We start from the raw sequence: 23,308 nt of genomic DNA on the forward strand, positions 1-23,308 counted from the left end.
GCCTCCACTAATCCCCTGTCAACTCCTGCTTGCATTTATTTTTGACTTCCTCCTCATTCAACTGTTTTTACTAAGTTTATTTTTGATCCATTATTTTTGATTACATCAAATTTGTATTCTTTAGCTGTGTATGTACTTTCTAATTTTCTTGCGAATTGATTATTTGCAAAATCTGTTGCTGTTTTTCTGCACTCAATGTGGTTAAGTGTAAGGTTTGCTCTGCCAATGCTTTATATAGTGTTTGTTCTGATTGTTTTAATGATTGCCAGTGGCGGGCAATGGTATTGCTGTCACCACGTTTAATGGGGCCGGTTAAGGCTTTGTCTGGAGACATCATCTGTAATTGATTGAGATTTTGCTGCATTAGTTGATTTACTAGAGTTTCTGCCAATTCTTGCGACAAAGACAGTGAAGCTAATATATTTCTTGCGAAAGCATTTAATGTTACTAAAAAATTTGCACTGATGGAGAGAGCGGCGTGATAACGGCTTTTCTGAGCAGAATCAATATTAAAGTAGGATAAGTTTGCTGCCTGTGCCAACTTATATAATAAAGATAATGCTTCTTCATCACCTTCTATTGCACATGGATGCCCCGGTAAAGTATTGATGGCCGTTTCTATCGAAGCAAAGGCAAATACCGGATGTAATGAACCTACTAATAATTTCTGTTGCTTATGTGGTACTAATATATTGCTATTTAATGCACCACTGAAATGAAGTATCAATGTGTCAGCCTTTAGCCAGTCAATTTGATGTATTTTCCAACCAATTTCTTCGATGAACTGATCGCTAACACCTATGACTATAATATCCGCTGGTGGTAAAGTTTCCAGTTGTTTGTGTACTTGGATGTGCGGTATGTGATTTTTGAGATACTCTGCAGCTGAAAAATTGCGATTCCAGACAGCCTGAATATTAATCAGTTTACTTTGATGCCAGATTATGGCTAATGTTGAGGCAACCTTACCTGCACCAACAATATTTACGCTTGGTCTGCGTGCTTTTTTCAGGCAAATGGAGCTAGTTGTCATTATTAATTTTTCTAAATTAAAAGACGATTATTTTACCTGAGACTATGTGTTGCAATTGAAGCCTCTTAACCAAAACGGTACACTTCAATACTTACTCTATTATTCTAACCATAATTTACTTGGGCAAACACGTTAATGAATGCTGCTTTTAATGTGAAATCTGCGCGTCTGGATACGCTGTCAGTACAATTACTGACAGATGATCTGACTTTGATTAACCAGGAACTAAAGCAACGGGCAGAACGTTTTGGTAATTTACGCAATATGCCTTTTACTCTGGATCTGCAAAATCTTTCCAATCAGGCAAATGTGAATTTAGCGAAGCTGATTGCGCTGTTTGCACGATATAATTTGCGCATTATTGCTATCCGCCATACCGATTTATCTTGGTCCAATCTGGCTAAACAGCATAATATTGCTTTTAGCATTCTTCCAGAGGAACAGGCCAGTGCACGCGTCAAAGCTGTGACTGAGGCGCAAATACCACAAATTACTGAAAAAGAAAAAATCACTTCATCTGCTTCTGCCTTACCGACGCTGGTGATAGATCGCACTATTCGTACCGGTCAGCAGGTTTATGCGGAAAAATCTGATTTAATTGTTCTGGGACTGGTAAGTGAAGGAGCGGAAATTATTGCAGATGGCAATATTCATATTTATGGTCCTTTACGCGGCCGGGCATTGGCTGGTGCTGCCGGAAACAAGGATACGCGTATTTTTGCACAGTCTATGCAGGCTGAACTGGTATCTGTAGCAGGAATTTATCGCATTTTTGATCAACAATTACCAGCACATCTGTATCGTCACCCTGTACAGATTTTTCTGCAGAATGACCGGCTGGTGCTTAGTGCGATTCAGGCGCATTAATTTTATGACTGATTTTTGAATGTATTGACAGATTCATTTATATAACAAAAAGGATTTTGATTGTGGCAAAGATTATTGTGGTGACGTCAGGTAAAGGTGGTGTTGGTAAGACCACAACCAGTGCCAGTATTTCAACAGGTCTGGCTTTAGCCGGTCATAAAACTGCGGTAATTGATTTTGATGTGGGCTTACGTAATCTGGATTTGATTATGGGTTGCGAACGCCGTGTAGTTTATGATCTGATTAATGTTATTCAGGATGAAGCTACTCTGAATCAGGCATTAATTAAAGATAAACACTGCGAAAATCTTTATGTGTTACCGGCTTCTCAGACTCGGGATAAAGATGCGCTTACCCGCGACGGTGTAGAAAAGGTTTTAAAAGATCTGACCGTGAAAATGGGCTTTGAATATGTAGTTTGCGATTCACCGGCTGGTATTGAGCAAGGCGCATTGATGGCTTTGTATTTTGCCGATGAAGCCATTGTCACTACCAACCCGGAAATATCCAGTGTACGTGACTCTGACCGTATTCTGGGTATTTTATCCAGCAAATCACGTCGTGCTGAAACCAACAGTGCACCAGTGAAAGAACACTTACTGATTACCCGCTATTCACCTGAACGTGTTGAAAAAGGCGAAATGCTGTCCGTGCAGGATATTCAGGATATTTTGCGTATTCCATTAATTGGTGTTATTCCGGAATCACAAAATGTATTACAGGCATCTAATTCAGGCACACCGGTTATTTTGCAGGAAAATTCTATTGTTGCGGATGCTTATAAAGATGTTGTCGCTCGCCTGCTGGGTGAGGATCGTCCAATCCGTTTTCTAGATACTGAGAAAAAAGGTTTTCTCAAGCGACTGTTTGGAGGATAAGACATGTCTATAATAGATTTTCTTTTTGGCAAAAAGCAACAATCCGCAAAAACGGCTCGCGATCGTTTACAAATTATTATTGCGCAGGAGCGAGCTACTCATACACCGGACTATTTACCTACACTACAAAAAGAGTTACTGGAAGTGTTATCAAAATATGTTCATGTTTCTTTAAATGATATTCACATTTCTCAGGAAAAGAAAAACGGTATGGATGTATTGGCACTGAATATTACTTTACCTGAAACAGGAAAGAAAAAGGCCAGTTAATGACGCTGACTGAATTGCGCTATATTGTGGCTGTAGCTCAGGAAAAACATTTTGGACGTGCTGCCCAGCGATGTTTTGTAAGCCAGCCTACTTTATCCATTGCAATCAAGAAGCTGGAAGAGGAGCTCGGACTGGCATTATTTGATCGCAGCAGTAATGAGGTAATGACAACTGAGGCTGGTCAGCGAATTGTGGTACAGGCTCGCCGTGTTCTTGAAGAAGCTGATCGCATTAAGCTGATGGCGAATCAGGAACAGAGTGAACTGGAAGGAATATTTAAACTCGGTCTGATTTTTACCATTGCACCATATCTGCTGCCAAAGCTGATTTTATCTTTGCGAGAGATGGCCCCAGGAATGCCATTACAGCTGGATGAAAATTATACAGATGTATTAAAAGAATCACTTAAGCGCGGTGATCTGGATGCCATTGTGGTAGCAGAGCCATTTCATGAAACCGGACTGGAAACCATTCCGCTTTATGATGAGCCTTTTTTTGTTATTGTTCCGAAAGGTCATGCTTTCGAGCAATTGGACGAGGTTACACCAAAGCAACTGGGTGAAGAACGGGTATTATTGCTCACCGAGGGCAACTGTATGCGTGATAATGTACTGGCTAGCTGCCAGGAACTGGCTTCACGTCAGAAAATTCAGGGGTTGTCTAATAGCATCCAAGGAAGTTCTATCAATACAATCAGACATATGGTGGCCAGTGGTCTGGGTATTAGTGTCATGCCAGCTACAGCTTTAACAGAGAATGATCATCTGTTATTCAGTATTATTCCATTTACCAGTCCGACACCGGAGCGGCGCATTGTTCTGGCTTCCAGACGCAATTTTGTCCGTCCTAAAGCTTTGCGCATGATTAAATCTGCTATTCTGGCTTCGCAGTTAACTGGGGTAAAATTTATTCATGATGCTGATTAAGTATTAGAGTAATCAAAAAACGCCTGTACTCTAACAGGCGTTTTTTGATGTATAAAATTTTCTAATTTAAATTCAGACCGATTCGAAACAGGATTTTCTATGATTGCATTAATACAACGTGTGAAAGAAGCTAGTGTCTGTGTAAACTCTGAAATAGTTGGACAAATAGGTCAGGGATTGTTGGTGTTATTAGGTGTGGAAGAAGGAGATGATTTACAAAAAGCTGAACGTCTCTGCGACAAAGTACTTGGTTATCGGATTTTTAGTGATCAAGATAATAAAATGAATTTGAACGTTAAGCAGGCTAATGGTCAGTTACTGGTTGTTTCACAATTTACGCTTGCTGCTGATACTAAAAAAGGAATGCGCCCTAGTTTTACCAAAGGTGCAGCACCAGAAAAAGCCAATGATTTATATAATCATTTTGTTGAATTATGCCAGAAACAAATTGTGACTAAAACCGGCATCTTTGCCGCAAATATGCAGGTTTCCCTGATTAATGACGGACCAGTAACATTTTGGCTACAAGTTTGAGTACTTGTATTTTATTCAATAGCAAACAAATTAATTTTTAGTATCGGCTTAGTTCTTGCTTTAATACGCGGATATTGGCTTGCCGGTCTGTTATATTTTGTTGCCAGCGCTGAATTTGTGCTGTTGCTCCCTGCTTTTGTGCCTGACGCAACTTTTGCTGCGCTATTGTCAATGCATTCTGTTCACTTGCAATATCACGTTGAACCAGTTGTTTTGGTGTCAGTTTGGGTATAGTGATTATTTTAGCCGGTACTGTAACCATATTATTTTTGTTTCTAATCATAGTCACAGTTTCAGGTTTTGGGGGCTGTTGTCGCAGTGAAATACCTATTTTGGGTGAAGCCGGTGTTTTCATTAAGTCACTGTCTCGTCCAAATTCAGCGCTGTACCAAAGACGCTGCAATTGCTCCAAACCCGGAGCATTCTGATTTTCCAGAGAATATTTTTTTAGATTATCATCATCTGCGGGTGGATACTTTGCAATCTGACACTGAACATCTAAAGGTTTGGTTGTATAGCTGACATGATTATTTGCCAGCGGACAAGCATACCAGACCACAGATTTAGGCTCACTGGCTGTGGATACAGCTGCTGTTGTGTCTTCAGCCCAAACTACATCCATATCACTGAAAAACAATAAACAGATAATGAAATAAAAGCTAAATCTGAACTTGTTTTGCATAACAATTACTCGTTACGTCCACATTTAAATACATACACAATATAGTTTTATAGCACAATTTGCTGATTTGGATAATTAACCAGTGACTGAAATCTTTACAAAATATAATTGTAAGCCAAATTATCTGGTGTACGGGTATTTTTTATATTATTGTAATATCAGTACAGAGTTTACGTTATTTAATTTATTCTCCTGATGTTTCTGATAATTTCAAAGATTGACTTAACCACATAAATAAAAATCATAAAATTACTTCATGCTTCTTAAATTTACTTTTAACTATTAATTAACATAATGATAATATACTAAATAATTAGTAAAACAAAATGTTACTTAAATCTAAAAAAGTTTTCTTCCCAATAATTATTGTATTAATATTATTAGGATTCAGTTTTTATTATGTATATGAAGATCTCTTTGTCGATGAAAGCAAAATAGGTACGGTTGTCGATGAATTCAATGGTGTTAAGGTTTATACTACAATGGAAAAATCAGCCATGTAAGTGAAAGAAATATAGCACCAGATGGCTATAATTTAGGATTAAAGTATCAATGTGTCGAATTTATTAAGCGCTACTATTATGAACGCTTTAATCATAAAATGCCTGACAGTTACGGGCATGCCAAACAATTTTTTGATGATTCGATACCAGATGGAAATCTTAATCCTAAACCTAATTTACTTCAGTTCCATAACGGCTCTCCCACAAAACCTCAAGTTGACGATATTATTGTCTTAGGCTGGTCTAAATATGGCCACGTAGCCATTATCAGCAAAGTTACTGACAATGATATTGAGATTGTTCAGCAAAATCCTGGTCCTACTGCCAGTAGTCGTGCCACTTTTCCGTTAATTTATAAAGATGGATTATGGAAAATAGATTCTTTTCGTGTTTTAGGTTATTTACGTAAACGTTAAAAGCAAATTACATGATGAATCACAGAAATAATAGTTATTTTAATGCTGGGCACAAAAACAGTTTGTTAAATGATCATTTACTAATCCCATTGATTGCATAAACGCATAGCACGTAGTCGGACCTACAAAGCTAAAACCACGCTTTTTTAAAGCTCTGGACATAGCGCGACTAATTTCTGTCTGTGTTGGCACCTCTGATAAATGCTTATAGTGATTGATAATCGGTTGATCATTAACAAATGACCAGATAAAACTGGCAAAATCTTCCCCTTTTTGCTGCATAGATAGATATGCATGGGCATTATTAATAATTGCTTTGAGTTTGGCCGGATGGCGAATAAGCCCGGAATTCTGTAATAGTGGTTCAATATCGGTAATTGTAATAATTTGATGCGGATTAAAATCATAGAAACAACGCCGGTATTCATCGCGTTTTTTTAATATAGTAATCCATGATAAGCCCGCCTGCTGGCCTTCCAGACAAATCTTTTCAAACAGTTTTTGCCCGTCTCTCTGTATTTTTCCCCATTCAAAATCATGATAGTGTTCATACAATGGGTCGGCGTTGACCCATTCACACCGTTGTTTCAACTGTTTTTGCATAATATTTGAATCCGCTCAATGTTATAAATTTTGCATAGTTATCTGATAATTTTTAATATAACCATGTCTGAATCAGGGTGATAATACCTAAAAGACAGAACAGAATGCAGGCTCCTATACGGATACGGTTTAAGGGTAAACGCTGCATCAGCCAGTTTCCGAAAAATATTACCGGAACATTAGCTAATAACAAACCTACTGTACTACCCAGAACTACTGAAAACAAATCACGGTATTGAGCTGCCAGCAAAATAGTAGCAATTTGGGTTTTATCACCCACTTCTGCCAGAAAAAATAATACTGCAGTGGCCACGAACGGACCGCAACGCATAAAACGAGTATCTACGCCATCATCTTTATCCGGCTTTAACAGCCATAAACCCACTATCAGAAAACTGAAACCTACAACCCAGCCCATTAACTGCGGTGTAAAAAAACGTGCTACTTCTACGCCAAACCATGCAGAAACAATATGATTAAGTAAGGTGGCACAAAGCATACCGGCAATGATGGAATATTTGCGCGAAAATCGGGTTGCCAGAAATAAAGTCAGTAATTGAGTTTTGTCACCAATTTCAGCAAGCGCAACTGGAATGACAGAAGAAAGAAAAGCATGAATCATTTTCAGAATACCGTTGGCGGGCAAAAGACAAAAGACACAATAAAACCCCCGCCGTAACGGTTTTATGTATCTCAAGTCTCGTTAGTCCACCAACAGGCAAGGACGTTACGACCATACAGCAAAAACTGTAAATATGTTGACCGTAACCACAGGCTTGAAGAAACCACCTGTGCAACTACTCCCTTAAGGCAGGGCATCATAACCCATTCTATACAAACGCAACAAGTGAAATTCTTTAAAAATTCATTGAATTTGATTTCAAACAATAAAACAGGCTGCCATGCTTTATGGCAGCCTGCAATAATAGATTATTCAGATTAATAATAACCCAGAACTTTCCACCAAACACCACCGATAGCCACAAATATAATCAGTTCGACTACACTCATGATGAAACCGACTTTCCACCATTCGCCTAAAGTAACATAGCCTGAACCGAATATCACAGGTGAAGTACCAGTAGCATAATGCGTTAGTGTCATCATGATGCTGGAAGCTGCAGCCATCATCAGTGCAAACAGCATCGGAGGTGCGCCAAGTGCCAGACCGGCAGAATAGAAGGCAGCAAACATGGCTGTAATGTGAGCAGTAGTACTTGCAAACATATAGTGCGCATACATATAAGCCAGTAATAATAAGGCACAGGCACCCATCCAGCCCATACCCAGTCCGCCTATACTGCTTTCCAGCACACCAGAGAACCATTTAATCAATCCGAGTTTATTCAGGAAAGTAGCCATCATGACTAATGCAGCAAACCAGGTAATGGTATCCCATGCACTTTTTTCTTTCAGAATATCATCCCAGCTTAATACACCGGTTAACAATAACAATGACAAACCAATGAATGCAGTAGTGGTCGCGTCTATAATGTATGCATCACCAAACAGCATGGCCGGCACACCTGCCCATAAAATCAGCAATACTGCAAAAATACCCAGCATGATTTTTTCATCACGGGTCATCGGCCCCTGCTCTTTCAGACGCTCTTGAGCAAAAGCAACGGCATTGGGTGTTTGCTTGATTTCAGGCGGATACAACCAGTAAATAATCAGTGGCATCAGGAACATCGCTATCAGACCCGGTATTAACATTGCCAAAGCCCATGTACCCCATGTCAGATTAATATTTTTATTGGTTACATCGGCAATTAGCCTCACAATTAACGGGTTAGGAGCGGTAGCAGTAATAAACATGATTGAGCTGATGGGATTGGCATGATAATTTACCAGAGCCAAAAATTTACCCATACGTTTTTCTGTGCCCTTTTCAGGATCAGAATCATAGCTGGATGCAATAGACTTCATGATTGGGTGAATAATGCCACCGCCACGAGCAGTATTACTCGGTGTAACCGGAGCCAGTATTAATTCCACTACGGCCAGACTATAGGCAACACCCAGCGTACGTTTACCCCATAACCTAATGAACAGATAGCCCACACGTGCACCAAGACCGGTTTTTAATAAACCGCGCGAAATCATAATTGCCACACCAATCAGCCAGATCAGCGGATTACCAAAACTGCTTAAGGCATCACCCATAGCCTTACTGGGATCATTATTGGTTACACCGGTTAAGGCAACCAGCATAATGGCAATAATAGATAGTGCACCAATTGGCATTGCTTTGCCGATAATGGCAGCAATAACTCCGACAAACATGGCCAGTAAATGCCATGCCTGAGGTGAAACCCCCTCTGGAACCGGTATGAACCAGATAATCAGAGCGATTATCAGCGCAATAGCCGCGGGAATGGGTTTAAACCCAATTTTTACAGGCATACAACATACTCCTAAATCATAAAGATACAGACTACAGCCAGACAGAAATCACTAACCTGAATGTGATTGTATACTTTTATAGCAAAATACCGTCTGATATAAAGCAAAAAAGTATCAGACGGTATTAACGAAAGTCAGATGATTATACTGTTTAAGCCTGAATGAATATAACATACAGCTGTGTAAGTAAACGCTATTGATGTTAAAGCAGATTTTCCGGATGCGATTAAATAGATAAATTTTGCAAAACTATGCTTGAAATCGTGCCGGGCATACCCATTTACGCTTCATTAGCAATAGTATGGCAGTGGTAATTAACCCCCCTGCTTGCAGCCGTAATATAGCGGCGCAAAGTACGAAATTAAATAATTAGGAGATTATTAATTATGGCAAAAGTAATCGGTATTGACTTAGGTACCACCAACTCCTGTGTTGCCATTTCCGAAGGTGGCCAGACTAAAGTAATTGAAAATGCGGAAGGTGCACGTACTACGCCTTCAATTGTTGCTTATCTGGACGATAACGAAATTCTGGTAGGTGCACCAGCCAAACGTCAGGCTGTTACTAATCCGAAAAATACTATTTATGCTGTAAAACGTCTGATCGGCCGCAAATTTGATGATGCTGAAGTACAGCGCGATATTAAATCTATGCCTTTTCAGATTGTTAAAGCAAATAATAACGACGCATGGGTAGAAGCACATGGTGAAAAATTATCACCTCCGCAAGTATCTGCCGAAGTATTGCGTAAAATGAAAAAAGCAGCTGAAGATTATCTGGGTGAAAAAGTAACTGAAGCTGTTATTACCGTGCCGGCTTATTTTAATGACAGTCAGCGTCAGGCTACTAAAGACGCCGGTCGTATTGCCGGTCTGGATGTAAAACGTATTATCAATGAACCAACTGCCGCGGCTTTGGCTTTCGGTATGGATAAAGGTGAAAAAGGCGACCGCAAGATTGCCGTATATGACCTTGGCGGTGGTACATTTGATATTTCTATTATTGAAATCGCTGAAGTTGATGGCGACAAACAATTCGAAGTACTGGCCACCAATGGTGATACATTCCTGGGCGGTGAAGACTTCGACCAGCGTTTGATTAACTACATCATTGATGAATTCAAAAAAGATCAGGGTATCGATCTGAAAAATGATGTAATGGCTCTGCAACGTCTGAAAGAAGCTGCTGAAAAGGCGAAAATCGAACTTTCCAGTGGTCAGCAGACAGAAATCAATCTGCCTTACATCACCATGGACGCTTCCGGCCCGAAACATCTGGCGATGAAAATTACCCGTGCCAAGTTTGAAAGTCTGGTAGAAGATCTGATTACCCGCTCTATCGAACCTTGCCGCACTGCAATTAAAGATGCCGGTCTGAGCGTAAATGATATTAATGATGTTATTTTGGTAGGCGGTCAAAGCCGTATGCCAAAAGTACAGGAAGCTGTTAAAGATTTCTTCGGTAAAGAACCGCGCCGTGATGTTAATCCTGACGAAGCTGTTGCTGTAGGTGCTGCTATTCAGGGTGCCGTACTGGCTGGTGACCGTAACGACGTGCTGTTACTTGATGTAACACCTTTGTCTCTGGGTATTGAAACCATGGGCGGTGTGATGACTAAACTCATCAACAAAAACACCACCATTCCGACTAAAGCAACTCAGACATTCTCTACAGCTGAAGATAATCAAAGTGCGGTAACCATCCATGTATTACAGGGTGAACGTGAACGTGCTTCTGCTAATAAGAGTCTGGGACAATTTAATCTAGGTGATATTCCTCCTGCACCCCGTGGTGTGCCTCAGGTAGAAGTTACTTTTGATATCGACGCCAACGGTATTTTGCATGTATCTGCAAAAGACAAAGGTACCGGCAAAGAAGCCAACATCACCATTCAGGCTTCTTCCGGTCTGAGCGAAGAAGAAATCGAGCGCATGGTAAAAGATGCAGAAGCTAATGCTGAGGAAGATCGCAAATTATCCGAACTGGTAAGCAGTCGCAATCAGGCTGAAGCTTTGATTCATTCAGTACAAAAATCTTTGACTGAATATGGCGACAAACTGGATGCTGCTGAAAAAGAAAAAATTGAAGCAGCCATCAAGGAAGCTGAAGAAGCTGTTAAAGGCGAAGATAAAGCTGCCATTGATGCTAAAGCCGAGGCTTTAGGTACAGCCAGCCAGAAACTGGGCGAAATGATGTATGCTCAGGCACAGGCCGAAGGTCAGCAAGCTGGTGCCCAGACTGAACAGTCACAAAGCAAAGGCAGCGATGACGTTGTAGACGCTGAATTTGAAGAAGTAAAAGATAAAGAGAAAAAAGACTAATTTTTTCCTGATACTATTTAACCCCGCTTCCAAGCGGGGTTTTATTTTATCTGGCCATTGCCCTACAGACTAAAAAAGCCATTTATATCTGTTATTTCTGCTGCAAAATTTCTGATTTTATTATTATTGCCAGTTTATAATCATTCAGACAGATGAAAATATCAATAAGCAGAAATTGTGAATATTTAATCTCCTGTAAAAAAACAGACATATTTGCAAACTGACCGTTACAATAATCGTAGCGATTATTTACAATAAAGAAATACAACTGGAGCAAAAGATGGATTTTTATATTTTACTGATTTTACTTGGTGTTTGTTGTGCCATACTAACTGCCGGATTTTGCGGACGCTCACAACGCTGGGGACCATGGACAATGCTGATTGGCATTAGCTGCCTGCTGATTCTGATTATGGTGATGATATATAAACTATCACGCGTTGTCTGAATTCTGATTCCTGTCTGTCAGCTTCATTCTGATTCTGGCAGATGAATAACTATTTAAGAATCGGTTGGAAATCAATGATGATGATTACAACCGAATAAAATTGATGTATAACATTATCTTCTTTAGCTAAGACTGTTTTCTTCAAAGAAAATTTGAAAAATAGGTATCCACATGCAAAACAAATTAAGCAAAATAACCTGTATCGAAGATTTGCGTAAAGTTGCCAAACGCAAAGTACCTAAGATGTTTTATGATTATGCTGATACTGGTTCGTGGACTGAATCTACCTATCATGCCAATAGTAATGATTTTCAGGAAATTAAATTACGCCAGCGTGTATTGACGGATATGACCGGCCGTACACTGGAAACAACAATGGTTGGTCAGACAGTAAAAATGCCGGTAGCACTGGCACCTACCGGATTAACCGGTATGCAGCATGCCGACGGAGAAATTCTGGCTGCACGTGCGGCCGAAAAATTCGGTGTGCCGTTTACGCTGTCTACTATGTCTATATGTTCTATTGAAGACGTGGCAGAAAATACCAGTGCTCCGTTCTGGTTTCAATTATATGTTATGCGTGACCGCGAATTCATGCGCGATTTGATTCGCCGCGCTCAGGAAGCCAAATGCTCAGCATTGGTGGTTACTGCTGATTTACAGGTTCTGGGACAAAGGCATAAAGATATTAAAAACGGGCTGTCTACGCCGCCTAAACCCACACTGCGCAACTGGATGAATCTGGCTACTAAGCCGGAATGGTGTCTGGCTATGCTGAATACACAGCGTCGCACTTTCCGTAATATTGTCGGACATACCAAAGGCGTTGCCGACATGACATCACTATCTTCATGGACATCTGAACAGTTTGATCCGCGCCTTAGCTGGAAAGACATTGAAGAAATCAAGAATCTATGGGGCGGAAAATTGATTATTAAAGGCATTCTTGATGCCGAAGACGCAGAAATGGCTGTGAAATCCGGCGCAGATGCAATTATAGTGTCTAATCATGGTGGTCGCCAGCTGGACGGCGCTCCTTCGACCATCCATGCATTACCCAATATTATTTCTGCTGTAGGCAATAATATTGAAGTCTGGCTGGATAGTGGTATCCGCAGCGGACAGGATGTTCTCAAAGCTATTGCTATGGGAGCCAAGGGTACACTAATTGGCCGCGCATTCCTGTATGGCCTGGGTGCATATGGTGAGGATGGTGTAACACGTGCGCTGGAAATTATTTATAACGAAATGGATATCAGCATGGCCTTTACCGGTCACACTGATATCAAAACCGTCAATAAAGATATTCTGATACCGGGCACTTATCCGGTAGCCGGTTAAATCTGCCTGATTCTAAGGATGTTTAAAAGCTATTTGTCTCAGACAAATAGCTTTTTTATCGATACCGCTCATCTTATTCAGCATTTGGTATAACTAACTGGCTTTTTAACTGACATGAACAGGTGACAAAGCCACTTCAGCCGGCTATGCTTGCCTTTTTATCGCTTATTAGACTGTTATGAACATCACTGAGAAAATTGCTTCAGAGCTGAATGTTGCTTCCGCACGAATTCAGGCAGCGATTGACCTGCTGGATGATGGCGCTACGGTACCGTTTGTGGCACGCTACCGTAAAGAAGCCACAGGCGGACTGGATGATACTCAGCTGCGGACGCTAGCTGAACGATTACAATATCTGCGTGAATTACAGGAACGCAAACAAACTGTATTATCCAGCATCGAAGAACAGGGCAAACTGACTGATGAGCTGCGCCAGAGCATAGAAGACGCTGATAATAAAACTGCTCTTGAAGATATCTATCTTCCTTATAAACCCAAACGCCGTACCAAGGCACAAATTGCACGCGAGTACGGGCTGGCACCATTAGCTGAATCACTGCTTACTCAGCCAGATCTGGATCCGGAAACTGCCGCACTAAATTATTTAAATGACAATGTCGCTGACAGCAAAGCCGCTCTGGACGGAGCGCGCGCAATTCTGATGGAACAATTTGCCGAAGAAGCCGCTCTGATAGGACGTTTGCGCGAGAAATTGTGGCGTGAAGGCGAAATCCATGCCACAGTTATCGAAGGTCAGGAAAGTGCCGGTGAGAAATTCAAAGATTACTTTAATCACCGTGAACCGATTCACAGCATGCCCAGCCATCGTGCTCTGGCCATACTGCGCGGTCGTAATGAAGGTATATTGTCGCTCAGTCTGAAATACCAGCCTGATGATACACCTGCCGGCGAACAGAGTATTTATGAGCAACTGACTGCACAACAGTTTGGTATCGCAGATATCGGACGTGCTGCTGACCGCTGGTTACGTGACACAGTGCGCTTAAGCTGGCGTGCCAAAATTTTTCTTTCATTGGAACTTGAAGCCCTCAACCGGCTTAAAGAAAATGCTGATCAGGCTGCCATCAGTGTATTTGCCCAAAATCTGAAAGATTTGCTGCTTGCAGCTCCGGCCGGCCGTCTTACCACTATCGGTCTGGATCCCGGTATCCGTACCGGAGTAAAAGTAGCGGTAGTTGATGATACCGGTAAGCTACTGGAAACAGCTACTATCTATCCGCACCAGCCGCGTAACGACTGGAAAGGTGCTCTGACTGCACTGATGCATCTGGTAAAACAATATAAAGTCCGGCTGATTGCCATTGGTAACGGTACGGCCAGTCGTGAAACCGACAAGCTGGCCGGTGAACTGATTCGTGCCCTGTCTGATTATCATTTGCAAAAAATCGTTGTTTCTGAAGCCGGTGCCTCTGTTTACTCCGCTTCTGCTTTAGCAGCCAAAGAATTTCCTGAGCTTGATGTCAGTCTGCGCGGTGCTGTGTCTATCGCCCGCCGCCTGCAAGACCCGCTGGCAGAACTGGTGAAAATCGACCCTAAATCAATTGGTGTTGGTCAATATCAGCATGATGTTAACCAGAGCCAGCTGGCCAAAAGTCTGGATGCAGTCGTAGAAGATTGTGTAAACGCTGTCGGAGTGGATGTGAATACCGCATCAGTTGCCCTGCTGGCGCGTATTTCCGGTCTTAATAGTACACTGGCACAGAATATTGTCAGTTATCGTGACCAGAATGGTGCTTTTGCCAATCGCAAAACTCTGCTTAAAGTACCGCGTCTGGGCAGTAAAACTTTTGAACAGGCAGCCGGCTTTCTGCGTATTCAGGGCGGTGATGAACCTCTGGATGCCAGTGCAGTCCATCCAGAAAGCTATCCTATCGTTGCCAGAATGCTCAAAACGGCTCAGCTGCGTGCTGACCAGCTGATTGGCAACCGCAGTGTGCTCAAAACACTTAAACCCGCAGATTACATCGATGCTAATGTCGGTTTACCTACGATTAACGACATTCTGGCTGAATTGGAAAAGCCCGGTCGTGACCCGCGCGGTGAATTCCAGACCGCAACATTTGCTGATGGTATCGAAGACATCAGCGACCTTAAACCTGGCATGGTTCTTGAAGGCGTAGTCAGTAATGTGGCCGCATTTGGTGCTTTTGTCGATATTGGCGTGCATCAGGACGGACTGGTACATGTTTCTGCCTTAGCTGACCGCTATATTGCTGATCCTCGTGATATTGTTAAAACCGGCGACGTAGTTAAAGTGAAGGTTATCGATGTTGATATAGCGCGTAAACGTATTGCTCTGTCCATGCGTCTGAACGACGATGCTCAGCCTGCATCCCGCCAACACGAACGACCACGCCGGCAAAATGGTAAAATACAAAATGTATCCGCCACAGATAATGCTATGGCGGCAGCATTTGCCCGATTAAAACAGCAATAGACAAAAGACCGCTATAAAGGGGCATCTCTGCCCCTTTTTTCATTAAACAGCCTGTATAATATCTTAGCGACAATCTTTGCCAGACAACGGCACACTTACCTGTGAATGATCCTGAAAAGTATAAACATACACAAAATTAAATCCCCCCAGTAACATACGCCGCGTCAGAGGCTGACGGCACGCCTGCTCTAAATCTTTTTTCACTGATGCCGGATTGAAATTAGCCTGATTTTGCTTACTGTCCAGCATGGTATACGAATAATAAATAGTCTGATTGTGCCGTACAGCTGCTGTAAACAGATTCTGTTTGTGTTGCTGTGGCAGTTTCTTCTGTAATGCCAGCAATTGCTGATCTACAGACGTAGTCAATACCGGATCAATAGCCAGAGGCATATGCCGAGGTTTACTGGCAGCTTCTGCAGAAGCTGCACCAGATTCTTCCGGCTGCCGGTTACAGGCTACCAGTAAGCACAAACAGAATAGCGCAATTATTTTTTTCATGGCTGACACTTTCAGAGCAGATACAGACAGGATTTATCCAGTCATACCGGAAAATTTTGTCCTCTCCCCTTAATTTACTCCAGATAATCAATAATAGTGTAACACGCGCTGATTAATTTTCTACTTGATTAATAACTTTATTTAAATCATCCATTTTCAGATTCTTGCGTAAATATTCTTCACTTTCAGGTAAAGCAATTTGAACCGATTGTTTGCACTCATACGCCAGCTCAGCATTACTTGCAGAAAAATCTATAACATGACCACCAAGTTTACGTGTAGTATCAATAAAATGCAGATGAAAACCGGCTACAGATAATTCTTTGAAAAACTCTGGCGTCCAGAAACCGATTAATGTGCCAGTGACCTTCTCTACCGTATCCACGACTTGCTGTTCAAAAACTTTAACTACAGACGGATAAGGTTTATGCTGAGCAAACGGACGGCGAATCTTCAGCTCATCAAACTGTCCGCTGATTCTTACTGCCACGAATACATTATCCAGAGGCAGATAGTGCGCCAGATGCGCATACAGATTGCTTTTACAGACATCAGTTATATCCACAACTTTATCAGGCTGAAATGTTGTAACCTGTACGAACGGCAACAGCTCATTATCTCCCATTACCTTAACCGCCTTATCACCGTCGGCCTCCAGAAAATCATGGTCAACAATTACCTCACCGGCCAGCGCATGAGAACAGCCTAAACCAAAATCACCATATTTTTTTGCTTCTCCCACACTAAATACTCCATCAAACAACCCTGCCATCAATGCATTAATGGTTGAAAACTGGACAATTGCTTTTTTCATTTTCTGCTCCGAGAATAGATAATAAATTTTATTTACATATTAATATACTCTAAAATAAAAATTTATTGAATAAACAATGTTTATATGGTTATTGCTGGTCAATTTAATACCAATAAATAACCGGACATCAGCAGAATCAATTAATTATTTTGATAATGTATTTAAATTCAGAACAGCAAGGTTTGAATCAGGTTTTGTGTTGCAGTTACACTGGTAACAGCACCCACCTTTGGCAGATATCTTGCTGAAATCAGATTGTCCGGTGCAGGTAAGACTGCTATGGTATAAGCGGTCTCTTTATTTCTGCATCTGCAAGGCAGGTGGTCACAATCAATCAGACTGATTCGAAAACTCACCATGAAATCTTTTGTTTATTATTTTCTGGCTGCTGTTGCTGAAATCAGCGGCTGTTTTTCTTTCTGGGTCTGGCAACGCATGGGCAAATCAGTACTCTGGCTACTACCCGGCACACTGTCACTGTTGTTGTTTGCATGGTTGCTGACGCTGGTGGAAAGCAATATTGCCGGACGGGCATATGCCGTTTACGGCGGTATTTATATCTGCTGTTCGTTGCTGTGGTCTTGGCTGGTAGAAGGATCTGTACCGGATAAATGGGATATCAGTGGTGCACTGGTATGCCTGCTTGGTGCAGCAATCATTTTGCTTGCTCCGCGTGGCTAAACAAAATTTGTTTATATGATTATGGTATTTACCAGTGCGAAAAGTGACAAGCCGGCAGGCTGCGTCTAAACTGACTGTTTATTGCTGAACAAACTATAGCTGTAAATTATTATGCTACTGAAAAGTTTACTTTCATTATCGTTAGGCACATTTGCACTGGGTATGGCAGAATTCAGCATGATGGGTATTCTGCCGGATGTGGCGGTTTCACTGAATATCAGTATCGCTCAGACCGGACATTTTATTGCTGCTTATGCAATCGGTGTCTGCTGCGGAGCATGGCTGCTGGTATTAAGTTACCGTCTGCCACCCAAAACTATTTTATTGTCATTATCGGCATTGATTGCCATTGGTAATATACTGGCTGCATTATCTCCGGGCTATATGACTTTACTGGTAGCACGTTTTATTTCCGGTCTGCCGCATGGCGCATACTTCGGTATCGGCTCCATTGTTGCTACCAAACTTGCACCACCGGGACGCTCTGCGCAGGCTGTAGCACTAATGATTGCCGGAATGACAATAGCCAATCTGATTGGTGTACCAGTAGGTACATGGCTGAGTTTGCATTTAAGCTGGCGTCTGGTATTTACTCTGGTGGCTGTAGTGGCCATCATACTGGTATTCACCTTACGGCGTTTTATCCCGCAAATGGATCGTTTACCCGATACCGGTATTCTGGGACAATTCCGTTTTCTGAAATCTGCTGCACCATGGCTGATACTGGCTGCCACCATGTTTGGTAACGGCGGGATTTTCTGCTGGTTCAGCTATATTAGCCCCTTACTCACACAGGTATCCGGTTTCAGTGGTAATCAAGTCAGCTTACTGATGGTACTGGCCGGCGCCGGTATGGTCGCCGGTAACTGGTGCGGTGGCCGTCTGGCCGACCGTTATACACCGGGTCAGGTCGCAGCCGGCTTACAGGGACTGGCAGCCGCAGCACTATTACTGATTTTTCTGTTTGCTTCGAATAGCTGGTTATCAGCCATACTGATGTGTGTATGTACATTCTGTCTGTTTGCCGTATCCGCACCACAGCAATTGTTATTACTGCGTCACTCTCCGGGTGGTGCATTGCTTGGAGCCGCCAGTGTACAGATGGCATTTAATCTGGGTAATGCCATTGGTTCTTATAATGGCGGGCTGGCCATCAGCCATCACTGGGGGTATCAATATCCGGCATTACTCGGGGTGCCACTGACATTAATTGGTTGTGCCTGCCTGTTGTGGTTTCACCGTCGCTATGAAAATCAGGGACAGGATATCTGAACTATAAGGAAATAATAATGGATGAATCTATACCACCGGAAATCAGGCAACGTCTGCAACTTGCCAAAAAAAACGGTAATAAAACCGAACAACTGCGTTTATGGCAGGAATACAGTAGTCAGCAAGGCTTTTCCAGTGAATGGGTAATGGCCGCACGGCTGGGAGAAGCGGGTTATACAGATGAACAGGCTCATATGGTAGCCTGTCTGTTTGGTCGCTGCTAGTAAGTACGGGTTATATTATAGATACTTATGGCTGAAATTATTGTTGAAACACACCCGCTGAAACCTTTTTTACCCACAAATGCGCGGCTGCTGATGCTCGGGTCATTCCCTCCGCCTGCCGGGCGATGGAAAATGAATTTTTATTACCCGAATCTGCAAAATGATATGTGGCGTATTTTCGGGCTGGTATTTTTTCAGGACAAACATTACTTTTTTACTGATAACAATAAAGCATTCAACGAGAAACTCATCCGTACTTTTTTATCAGAACGCGGTATAGCCATTAATGACGCTGCTTATCAGATCAGACGTTTACAAAATAATGCAGCCGACAAATTCCTCGAAGTTGTTACACCGGTAAACTTATCGGCAGTACTGACTCAGATTCCGCACTGTCAGCATATTATGACTACCGGAGACAAAGCTACCAGCACATTATTACAACTATTACCAGCAGATACGCCAGTACCGACTATCGGCCATCCCAGTCATACTATACTGGACGGCCGGCATTTAACTTTATCCAGACTGCCTTCTTCATCGCGCGCTTATCCGCTTGCACTGGAACGCAAGGCAGCAATTTATCGTGATTATTTTGCTAACATTGGGTTATTGAATTAATTTTAACTATTCAGCGGGGAAATTTTTATGCATATTCTGATTTTTGGTGCCAGCGGCGGCGTTGGCAGAGCATTGGTTGAGCAGGCATTAGACAGCGGAGATGAAGTAACTGCTGCACTACGTTCACCAGAAAATTTTGATTTACAGCATCCTAAATTACATATTCGCCACTGTGATGCATTTAACGCTGCTGATGTAGCAGCACTATTTACCGATAACAGCCAGTATGATGCTGTCGCTTCTGCTCTGAATACCAATCAGGGAGTTAAACCGGGTGATGATTTGCAGCGCATGCTTGACAACATCGTTACACAATTACAGAAACATGGCATTAAACGTATTGTGTATTGCGCCTCTGCCGGCGTGGATAATGAACTTGAAGGAGAGCGCGGTCAGGCTGCAATGGAATTTTTACGTTATCCGCTGGCAGACCATCGGGCGGCAATCGGAATCATTCAGGCAGCCGGTCTGTCTGCAACCATTGTGCGCCCGCTTGGCTTAACTAATGATGCGCTTTCGGCTCATTATCTTGAAGCAGCACAGGGTGTACCAGCAGGAAGTGGTCGTATTGCCCGCGCAGATGTGGCACATTTTATGCTGAAAGCACTGCACAATGATGCTTATATCGGACAATCTGTCGCATTATCCGGCGTCTGAATAAATAATTGCTATAAGATATATCTGACCGTCTGTCTGCTTTAGCAGGCAGACGATTTATTATTTGCGGATTTTTCGATAAAACGACGCTTCACCCTCCGGACGGGTTTTAAAGCGTTTATGCAGCCAGTAATATTGTGCCGGCTGTTCACGTATTCTTGCTTCAATAAAATCGTTCATGCGCTGAGTATCAGCAACCACATCTTCACTGGGGAAATGTTCCCACTGCGGATAAAAGCGCAGAGTTACTGTACCATCAGCCTCGCGGGTTGGAATAGCAGGAATCACTTTTGCCTTAGTCAGAGCAGCAATCCGGCTCAGACCGGCAATTGTAGCAGTTGGAATACCGAAAAAATTCACAAAAATTGATTCACGCCGGCCAAAATCCTGATCGGGCAGATAAAGAAACGGAGCAGTACTGGTTTTGATTTTCTTAATAATTGCACGCAGCCCTTCCGTACGCCCAATCAGAAAAACATTATGATAACGATGACGTCCCTTAAGTATCTGCTCATCCATCTGTTTATTTTTCTGATGTGAGTAAACACTAATCAGTGGTACATCCTGATTAAGAGCATATACAGCTGCTTCAAAAGCAGTAAAATGCGGATAAAGTAAAATTACCTTTTCACCCGCGGCGAGAGCTTCATCAAGATAATGTTTATCCTGATAACGCACCAGCTTTTTCAGCCGGCCTGCATCTCCATACCAGTACAAACCATATTCCAGTAATAACATGGCCATATGGTAGAAATGTTCACGTAGTATTTTGCGCCGCTGCTGTTCTGTCCATTCAGGAAAACAGTGACGCAAATTAATCAGACCAATACGTCGTCTTGGTGCTACCGCATAATAACTTATCCAGCCTACACAGCGTGCCAGCGCATGAATCATACATAATGGCAGTAATTGCAGCACATACAAAAAAGCAAACGCCAATTTCATCATCATTACTATTGTTACCTAACTGATTATCGCCAGCTCTATCATTAACTGCACTCTATTGTACACAAGCTGCGGTCACTTTACATTCACTGTTGTATATAACTTATTGCAATAACACCAGAGCAAGTAGTGACAGGCAAAATACTCCGGATAAAAATAAAACGGCCTGCAAAGACACAGACCGTATGAACCGGATTACAGACAAACTAATGTGCCCCGCCGCCACCGCCACTGCCAAACGGCGGTCTGGCAAACCACACCAGTACAATCAGAATCAGAAATGTCATCCCATACAGCCAGAACAGATCATTGGCACCCATAATATGAGCCTGCTGCCCTATGGTCTGCTCAATCGAGCCCAGCGGCTGAGTACCACTTAAACCGAGCTGATTCATCCCTTGAATTGATTCATTCATCGTACTGTTATAAGGATGAATGTTTTCTACCAGTTGTGTATGATGCAAAGCCTCACGTTTATCCCATAACACATTGACCATTGAAGTACCAATACCGCCGGCCAGAATGCGCACAAAATTGGAAATACTTGAAGCACTGGCAATCTGTGAACCGGACATATTAGACAGAGTAATCTGGGTTAGCGGCATAAAAAACATTGCCATACCAATCCCCTGCACAAACTGCGGCCAGAATACATCCATAAAACTCATACCGGCATTAAAATTGGTACGCCAGAAGAAACAGATGGCATATACAGTAAAGCTGATGGTTACCAGCACCCGCATATCCAGCCTGTTACCAAACTTACCAATCAATGGCGACAACAATACCGGGAAAATACCGATAGGCGCCGTTGCCAGCCCTGCCCAGGTAGCGGTATAGCCCAACTGCATCTGTAACAGCATCGGCAATAATACAATTGCGCCCATATAGGTCATATAGGCGGTACTGAGCGTAATCACACCTACCGTAAAATTACGGTCTTTAAACAGGCGTAAATCCACAATCGGATATTTTGCATACCATTCCCAGATAACAAAATAGCTCAGACATACCGTGGCAATAACCGCTAAAATAATGATTTCATTGGATGAGAACCAATCCAGCTCATGACCACGGTCGAGCATCATCTGTAAGGCACCCACACCTACAACCATCAGGGACAGCCCCATCCGGTCGATTGGCTGGTTTTCGGTTTCAGTTTCGCGTTTTTTCAGCATCTGCCATGAGATACCCGCGGCCAGCAACCCGATTGGCACATTAATAAAGAAAATCCAGCCCCAATGCCAGTTGTCACTGATAATCCCACCAAGAATCGGGCCGAAAATCGGTGCCACAATAATCACCATTGACCACATAGCCAGCGCCATCGGGCGCTTTTCCGGCGGATAAGCTGCCATCAGCAGACTTTGTGACAGCGGAATCATCGGACCGGCTACAGCCCCCTGCAATACACGGAAAAACACCAGCAATGCCAGACTGGGGGCAATACCACATAAAAACGAGGCCAGCACAAAGGACAGCGTAGCCACGACAAATACTTTTACTTCACCAAAACGGCGTGCCAGCCAGCCAGTTAGCGGTACAGAAATAGCATTTGCCACAGCAAACGCCGTAATTACCCACGTACCCTGACTGTTGGCTGCACCCAGATTACCGGTAATAGTCGGTAATGCCACATTGGCAATAGTTGAATCCAGCACCTGCATAAAAACGGCCAGTGACAGAGCCACCGTAACCAGAGCAAGTGCCGGACCTTTTAAAGGAGAATGCGTCATTCAAGCAGCCTTATCGCAGAAATATTTTTTATCTGCAGCATATCCGGATAGCTGTACTCACAAGTACAGTCAATACTATTCACAAAGACGATACTTCCGGAATAACAAAAAAATCAGGCAAAATCATTACCATGAATAATGGCTGCTGGCGGCAGAATATGCCCTTCTGCT

At 42.5% G+C, this 23,308-nt stretch carries 25 protein-coding genes; 15 read left to right on the top strand and 10 right to left on the bottom strand.

Translation table 11 applies throughout. From position 1 onward, the window contains the following. Window positions 1–139 precede the first annotated feature (139 nt). Window positions 140–1,033 (bottom strand): Rossmann-like and DUF2520 domain-containing protein, encoded by an 894-nt coding sequence (locus tag H3T84_RS11250; protein ID WP_084552557.1) that lies wholly within the window; start codon window positions 1,031–1,033, stop codon window positions 140–142. A 135-nt stretch (window positions 1,034–1,168) separates the two neighbouring features. On the opposite strand from H3T84_RS11250, the gene minC reads away from it, so the two are divergent. From minC to dtd, 5 genes are all read left to right on the top strand, one after another. Continuing rightward, window positions 1,169–1,900 (top strand): septum site-determining protein MinC, encoded by a 732-nt coding sequence (gene minC, locus H3T84_RS11255; RefSeq protein WP_084552558.1) that lies wholly within the window; start codon window positions 1,169–1,171, stop codon window positions 1,898–1,900. A 62-nt stretch (window positions 1,901–1,962) separates the two neighbouring features. Then, entirely contained in the window at window positions 1,963–2,778 is an 816-nt protein-coding gene (minD, locus tag H3T84_RS11260; protein WP_100116785.1) for a septum site-determining protein MinD, read from the top strand. Window positions 2,779–2,781: 3 nt separating this feature from the next. Beyond that, the gene (gene minE, locus H3T84_RS11265; protein ID WP_025329959.1) at window positions 2,782–3,048 is read left to right on the top strand and encodes a cell division topological specificity factor MinE; all 267 of its coding nucleotides are present in this window, start codon (window positions 2,782–2,784) and stop codon (window positions 3,046–3,048) included. Continuing rightward, window positions 3,048–3,974 carry a hydrogen peroxide-inducible genes activator gene (locus H3T84_RS11270; protein ID WP_198219162.1) on the top strand — a complete coding sequence of 309 codons (927 nt, stop codon included), beginning with the start codon at window positions 3,048–3,050 and terminating at the stop codon, window positions 3,972–3,974. Before minE ends, H3T84_RS11270 begins: the two co-directional genes overlap by 1 nt. 99 nt (window positions 3,975–4,073) lie before the next feature. Then, complete coding sequence (gene dtd / locus H3T84_RS11275) at window positions 4,074–4,508, top strand: D-aminoacyl-tRNA deacylase (protein ID WP_198219164.1); 435 nt, start codon at window positions 4,074–4,076, stop codon at window positions 4,506–4,508. 37 nt (window positions 4,509–4,545) lie between these two features. Here dtd and H3T84_RS11280 read toward each other — a convergent pair whose 3' ends face one another. After that, window positions 4,546–5,130, bottom strand: a complete 585-nt coding sequence (locus H3T84_RS11280) for a hypothetical protein (RefSeq protein WP_143555257.1) — start codon at window positions 5,128–5,130, stop codon at window positions 4,546–4,548. A gap of 574 nt (window positions 5,131–5,704) precedes the next feature. Between H3T84_RS11280 and H3T84_RS11285 the strand changes: the two genes are divergently transcribed. After that, window positions 5,705–6,109: a CHAP domain-containing protein gene (locus H3T84_RS11285; protein WP_370524145.1), complete on the top strand. Its 405-nt coding sequence runs from the start codon at window positions 5,705–5,707 to the stop codon at window positions 6,107–6,109. A gap of 39 nt (window positions 6,110–6,148) precedes the next feature. On the opposite strand, the gene H3T84_RS11290 is transcribed toward H3T84_RS11285, so the two are convergent. From H3T84_RS11290 to H3T84_RS11300, 3 genes are all read right to left on the bottom strand, one after another. Continuing rightward, window positions 6,149–6,712 carry a DNA-3-methyladenine glycosylase I gene (locus H3T84_RS11290; protein ID WP_198219166.1) on the bottom strand — a complete coding sequence of 188 codons (564 nt, stop codon included), beginning with the start codon at window positions 6,710–6,712 and terminating at the stop codon, window positions 6,149–6,151. 52 nt (window positions 6,713–6,764) lie between these two features. Continuing rightward, window positions 6,765–7,331 (bottom strand): TMEM165/GDT1 family protein, encoded by a 567-nt coding sequence (locus H3T84_RS11295; RefSeq protein ID WP_198219200.1) that lies wholly within the window; start codon window positions 7,329–7,331, stop codon window positions 6,765–6,767. Window positions 7,332–7,651: 320 nt separating this feature from the next. Beyond that, complete coding sequence (locus H3T84_RS11300; RefSeq protein ID WP_025329952.1) at window positions 7,652–9,106, bottom strand: anion permease; 1,455 nt, start codon at window positions 9,104–9,106, stop codon at window positions 7,652–7,654. 398 nt (window positions 9,107–9,504) lie between these two features. Between H3T84_RS11300 and dnaK the strand changes: the two genes are divergently transcribed. The 4 genes from dnaK (at window position 9,505) to H3T84_RS11320 (ending at window position 15,686) form a co-directional block, all read left to right on the top strand. After that, window positions 9,505–11,439: a molecular chaperone DnaK gene (dnaK, locus tag H3T84_RS11305; protein ID WP_025329951.1), complete on the top strand. Its 1,935-nt coding sequence runs from the start codon at window positions 9,505–9,507 to the stop codon at window positions 11,437–11,439. A gap of 280 nt (window positions 11,440–11,719) precedes the next feature. Then, window positions 11,720–11,887 (top strand): hypothetical protein, encoded by a 168-nt coding sequence (locus H3T84_RS11310; protein ID WP_172349970.1) that lies wholly within the window; start codon window positions 11,720–11,722, stop codon window positions 11,885–11,887. 171 nt (window positions 11,888–12,058) lie between these two features. After that, window positions 12,059–13,228: an alpha-hydroxy acid oxidase gene (locus H3T84_RS11315; RefSeq protein WP_037393198.1), complete on the top strand. Its 1,170-nt coding sequence runs from the start codon at window positions 12,059–12,061 to the stop codon at window positions 13,226–13,228. Window positions 13,229–13,406: 178 nt separating this feature from the next. Further along, a complete protein-coding gene (locus H3T84_RS11320) occupies window positions 13,407–15,686 on the top strand; it encodes a Tex family protein (protein ID WP_198219168.1) in 2,280 nt (759 codons plus the stop codon). 63 nt (window positions 15,687–15,749) lie between these two features. Here H3T84_RS11320 and H3T84_RS11325 read toward each other — a convergent pair whose 3' ends face one another. The 3 genes from H3T84_RS11325 to H3T84_RS11335 form a co-directional block, all read right to left on the bottom strand. Then, the gene (locus H3T84_RS11325; protein WP_198219170.1) at window positions 15,750–16,187 is read right to left on the bottom strand and encodes a hypothetical protein; all 438 of its coding nucleotides are present in this window, start codon (window positions 16,185–16,187) and stop codon (window positions 15,750–15,752) included. Window positions 16,188–16,299: 112 nt separating this feature from the next. Then, entirely contained in the window at window positions 16,300–17,001 is a 702-nt protein-coding gene (gene budA, locus H3T84_RS11330; protein ID WP_100125453.1) for an acetolactate decarboxylase, read from the bottom strand. A 167-nt stretch (window positions 17,002–17,168) separates the two neighbouring features. Next, on the bottom strand, window positions 17,169–17,360 hold the full coding sequence (locus tag H3T84_RS11335) for a hypothetical protein (protein WP_084552565.1): 192 nt from the start codon (window positions 17,358–17,360) through the stop codon (window positions 17,169–17,171). Here H3T84_RS11335 and H3T84_RS11340 point away from each other — a divergent pair. The 5 genes from H3T84_RS11340 to H3T84_RS11360 all read left to right on the top strand — a co-directional run bounded on the left by H3T84_RS11340 (window position 17,359) and on the right by H3T84_RS11360 (window position 20,456). After that, window positions 17,359–17,682 (top strand): YnfA family protein, encoded by a 324-nt coding sequence (locus H3T84_RS11340; RefSeq protein WP_025329946.1) that lies wholly within the window; start codon window positions 17,359–17,361, stop codon window positions 17,680–17,682. The two genes, H3T84_RS11335 and H3T84_RS11340, sit on opposite strands and share 2 nt — an antisense overlap. A gap of 111 nt (window positions 17,683–17,793) precedes the next feature. Beyond that, on the top strand, window positions 17,794–18,954 hold the full coding sequence (locus H3T84_RS11345; RefSeq protein ID WP_198208068.1) for an MFS transporter: 1,161 nt from the start codon (window positions 17,794–17,796) through the stop codon (window positions 18,952–18,954). 17 nt (window positions 18,955–18,971) lie between these two features. Continuing rightward, entirely contained in the window at window positions 18,972–19,178 is a 207-nt protein-coding gene (locus H3T84_RS11350) for a hypothetical protein (RefSeq protein WP_025329944.1), read from the top strand. 27 nt (window positions 19,179–19,205) lie between these two features. Next, complete coding sequence (locus H3T84_RS11355; protein WP_198219172.1) at window positions 19,206–19,799, top strand: uracil-DNA glycosylase family protein; 594 nt, start codon at window positions 19,206–19,208, stop codon at window positions 19,797–19,799. Between the two features lie 27 nt (window positions 19,800–19,826). Next, the gene (locus H3T84_RS11360) at window positions 19,827–20,456 is read left to right on the top strand and encodes an NAD(P)-dependent oxidoreductase (protein ID WP_084550346.1); all 630 of its coding nucleotides are present in this window, start codon (window positions 19,827–19,829) and stop codon (window positions 20,454–20,456) included. Window positions 20,457–20,516: 60 nt separating this feature from the next. On the opposite strand, the gene H3T84_RS11365 is transcribed toward H3T84_RS11360, so the two are convergent. Both H3T84_RS11365 and H3T84_RS11370 read right to left on the bottom strand, forming a co-directional pair. Beyond that, window positions 20,517–21,401, bottom strand: coding sequence for a lipid A biosynthesis lauroyl acyltransferase (locus H3T84_RS11365; RefSeq protein ID WP_037393236.1), 885 nt, complete (start codon window positions 21,399–21,401; stop codon window positions 20,517–20,519). A 206-nt stretch (window positions 21,402–21,607) separates the two neighbouring features. Further along, a complete protein-coding gene (locus H3T84_RS11370; RefSeq protein ID WP_025329940.1) occupies window positions 21,608–23,137 on the bottom strand; it encodes a DHA2 family efflux MFS transporter permease subunit in 1,530 nt (509 codons plus the stop codon). Window positions 23,138–23,308: the final 171 nt, after the last annotated feature.

Source organism: Snodgrassella sp. M0110 (assembly GCF_016101465.1).
Lineage (GTDB): Bacteria > Pseudomonadota > Gammaproteobacteria > Burkholderiales > Neisseriaceae > Snodgrassella > Snodgrassella alvi.

Excerpts from the sequence above, each read along its gene's own strand:
- H3T84_RS11250 (WP_084552557.1), bottom strand. The coding sequence starts at position 1,033 with ATGACAACTAGCTCCATTTGCCTGAAAAAAGCACGCAGACCAAGCGTA.
- minC (WP_084552558.1), top strand. The coding sequence starts at position 1,169 with ATGAATGCTGCTTTTAATGTGAAATCTGCGCGTCTGGATACGCTGTCA.
- minE (WP_025329959.1), top strand. The coding sequence starts at position 2,782 with ATGTCTATAATAGATTTTCTTTTTGGCAAAAAGCAACAATCCGCAAAA.
- H3T84_RS11270 (WP_198219162.1), top strand. The coding sequence starts at position 3,048 with ATGACGCTGACTGAATTGCGCTATATTGTGGCTGTAGCTCAGGAAAAA.
- dtd (WP_198219164.1), top strand. The coding sequence starts at position 4,074 with ATGATTGCATTAATACAACGTGTGAAAGAAGCTAGTGTCTGTGTAAAC.
- H3T84_RS11280 (WP_143555257.1), bottom strand. The coding sequence starts at position 5,130 with ATGGATGTAGTTTGGGCTGAAGACACAACAGCAGCTGTATCCACAGCC.
- H3T84_RS11290 (WP_198219166.1), bottom strand. The coding sequence starts at position 6,712 with ATGCAAAAACAGTTGAAACAACGGTGTGAATGGGTCAACGCCGACCCA.
- dnaK (WP_025329951.1), top strand. The coding sequence starts at position 9,505 with ATGGCAAAAGTAATCGGTATTGACTTAGGTACCACCAACTCCTGTGTT.
- H3T84_RS11310 (WP_172349970.1), top strand. The coding sequence starts at position 11,720 with ATGGATTTTTATATTTTACTGATTTTACTTGGTGTTTGTTGTGCCATA.
- H3T84_RS11315 (WP_037393198.1), top strand. The coding sequence starts at position 12,059 with ATGCAAAACAAATTAAGCAAAATAACCTGTATCGAAGATTTGCGTAAA.
- H3T84_RS11320 (WP_198219168.1), top strand. The coding sequence starts at position 13,407 with ATGAACATCACTGAGAAAATTGCTTCAGAGCTGAATGTTGCTTCCGCA.
- H3T84_RS11325 (WP_198219170.1), bottom strand. The coding sequence starts at position 16,187 with ATGAAAAAAATAATTGCGCTATTCTGTTTGTGCTTACTGGTAGCCTGT.
- budA (WP_100125453.1), bottom strand. The coding sequence starts at position 17,001 with ATGAAAAAAGCAATTGTCCAGTTTTCAACCATTAATGCATTGATGGCA.
- H3T84_RS11340 (WP_025329946.1), top strand. The coding sequence starts at position 17,359 with ATGAAATCTTTTGTTTATTATTTTCTGGCTGCTGTTGCTGAAATCAGC.
- H3T84_RS11335 (WP_084552565.1), bottom strand. The coding sequence starts at position 17,360 with ATGGTGAGTTTTCGAATCAGTCTGATTGATTGTGACCACCTGCCTTGC.
- H3T84_RS11345 (WP_198208068.1), top strand. The coding sequence starts at position 17,794 with ATGCTACTGAAAAGTTTACTTTCATTATCGTTAGGCACATTTGCACTG.
- H3T84_RS11350 (WP_025329944.1), top strand. The coding sequence starts at position 18,972 with ATGGATGAATCTATACCACCGGAAATCAGGCAACGTCTGCAACTTGCC.
- H3T84_RS11355 (WP_198219172.1), top strand. The coding sequence starts at position 19,206 with ATGGCTGAAATTATTGTTGAAACACACCCGCTGAAACCTTTTTTACCC.
- H3T84_RS11360 (WP_084550346.1), top strand. The coding sequence starts at position 19,827 with ATGCATATTCTGATTTTTGGTGCCAGCGGCGGCGTTGGCAGAGCATTG.
- H3T84_RS11365 (WP_037393236.1), bottom strand. The coding sequence starts at position 21,401 with ATGAAATTGGCGTTTGCTTTTTTGTATGTGCTGCAATTACTGCCATTA.
- H3T84_RS11370 (WP_025329940.1), bottom strand. The coding sequence starts at position 23,137 with ATGACGCATTCTCCTTTAAAAGGTCCGGCACTTGCTCTGGTTACGGTG.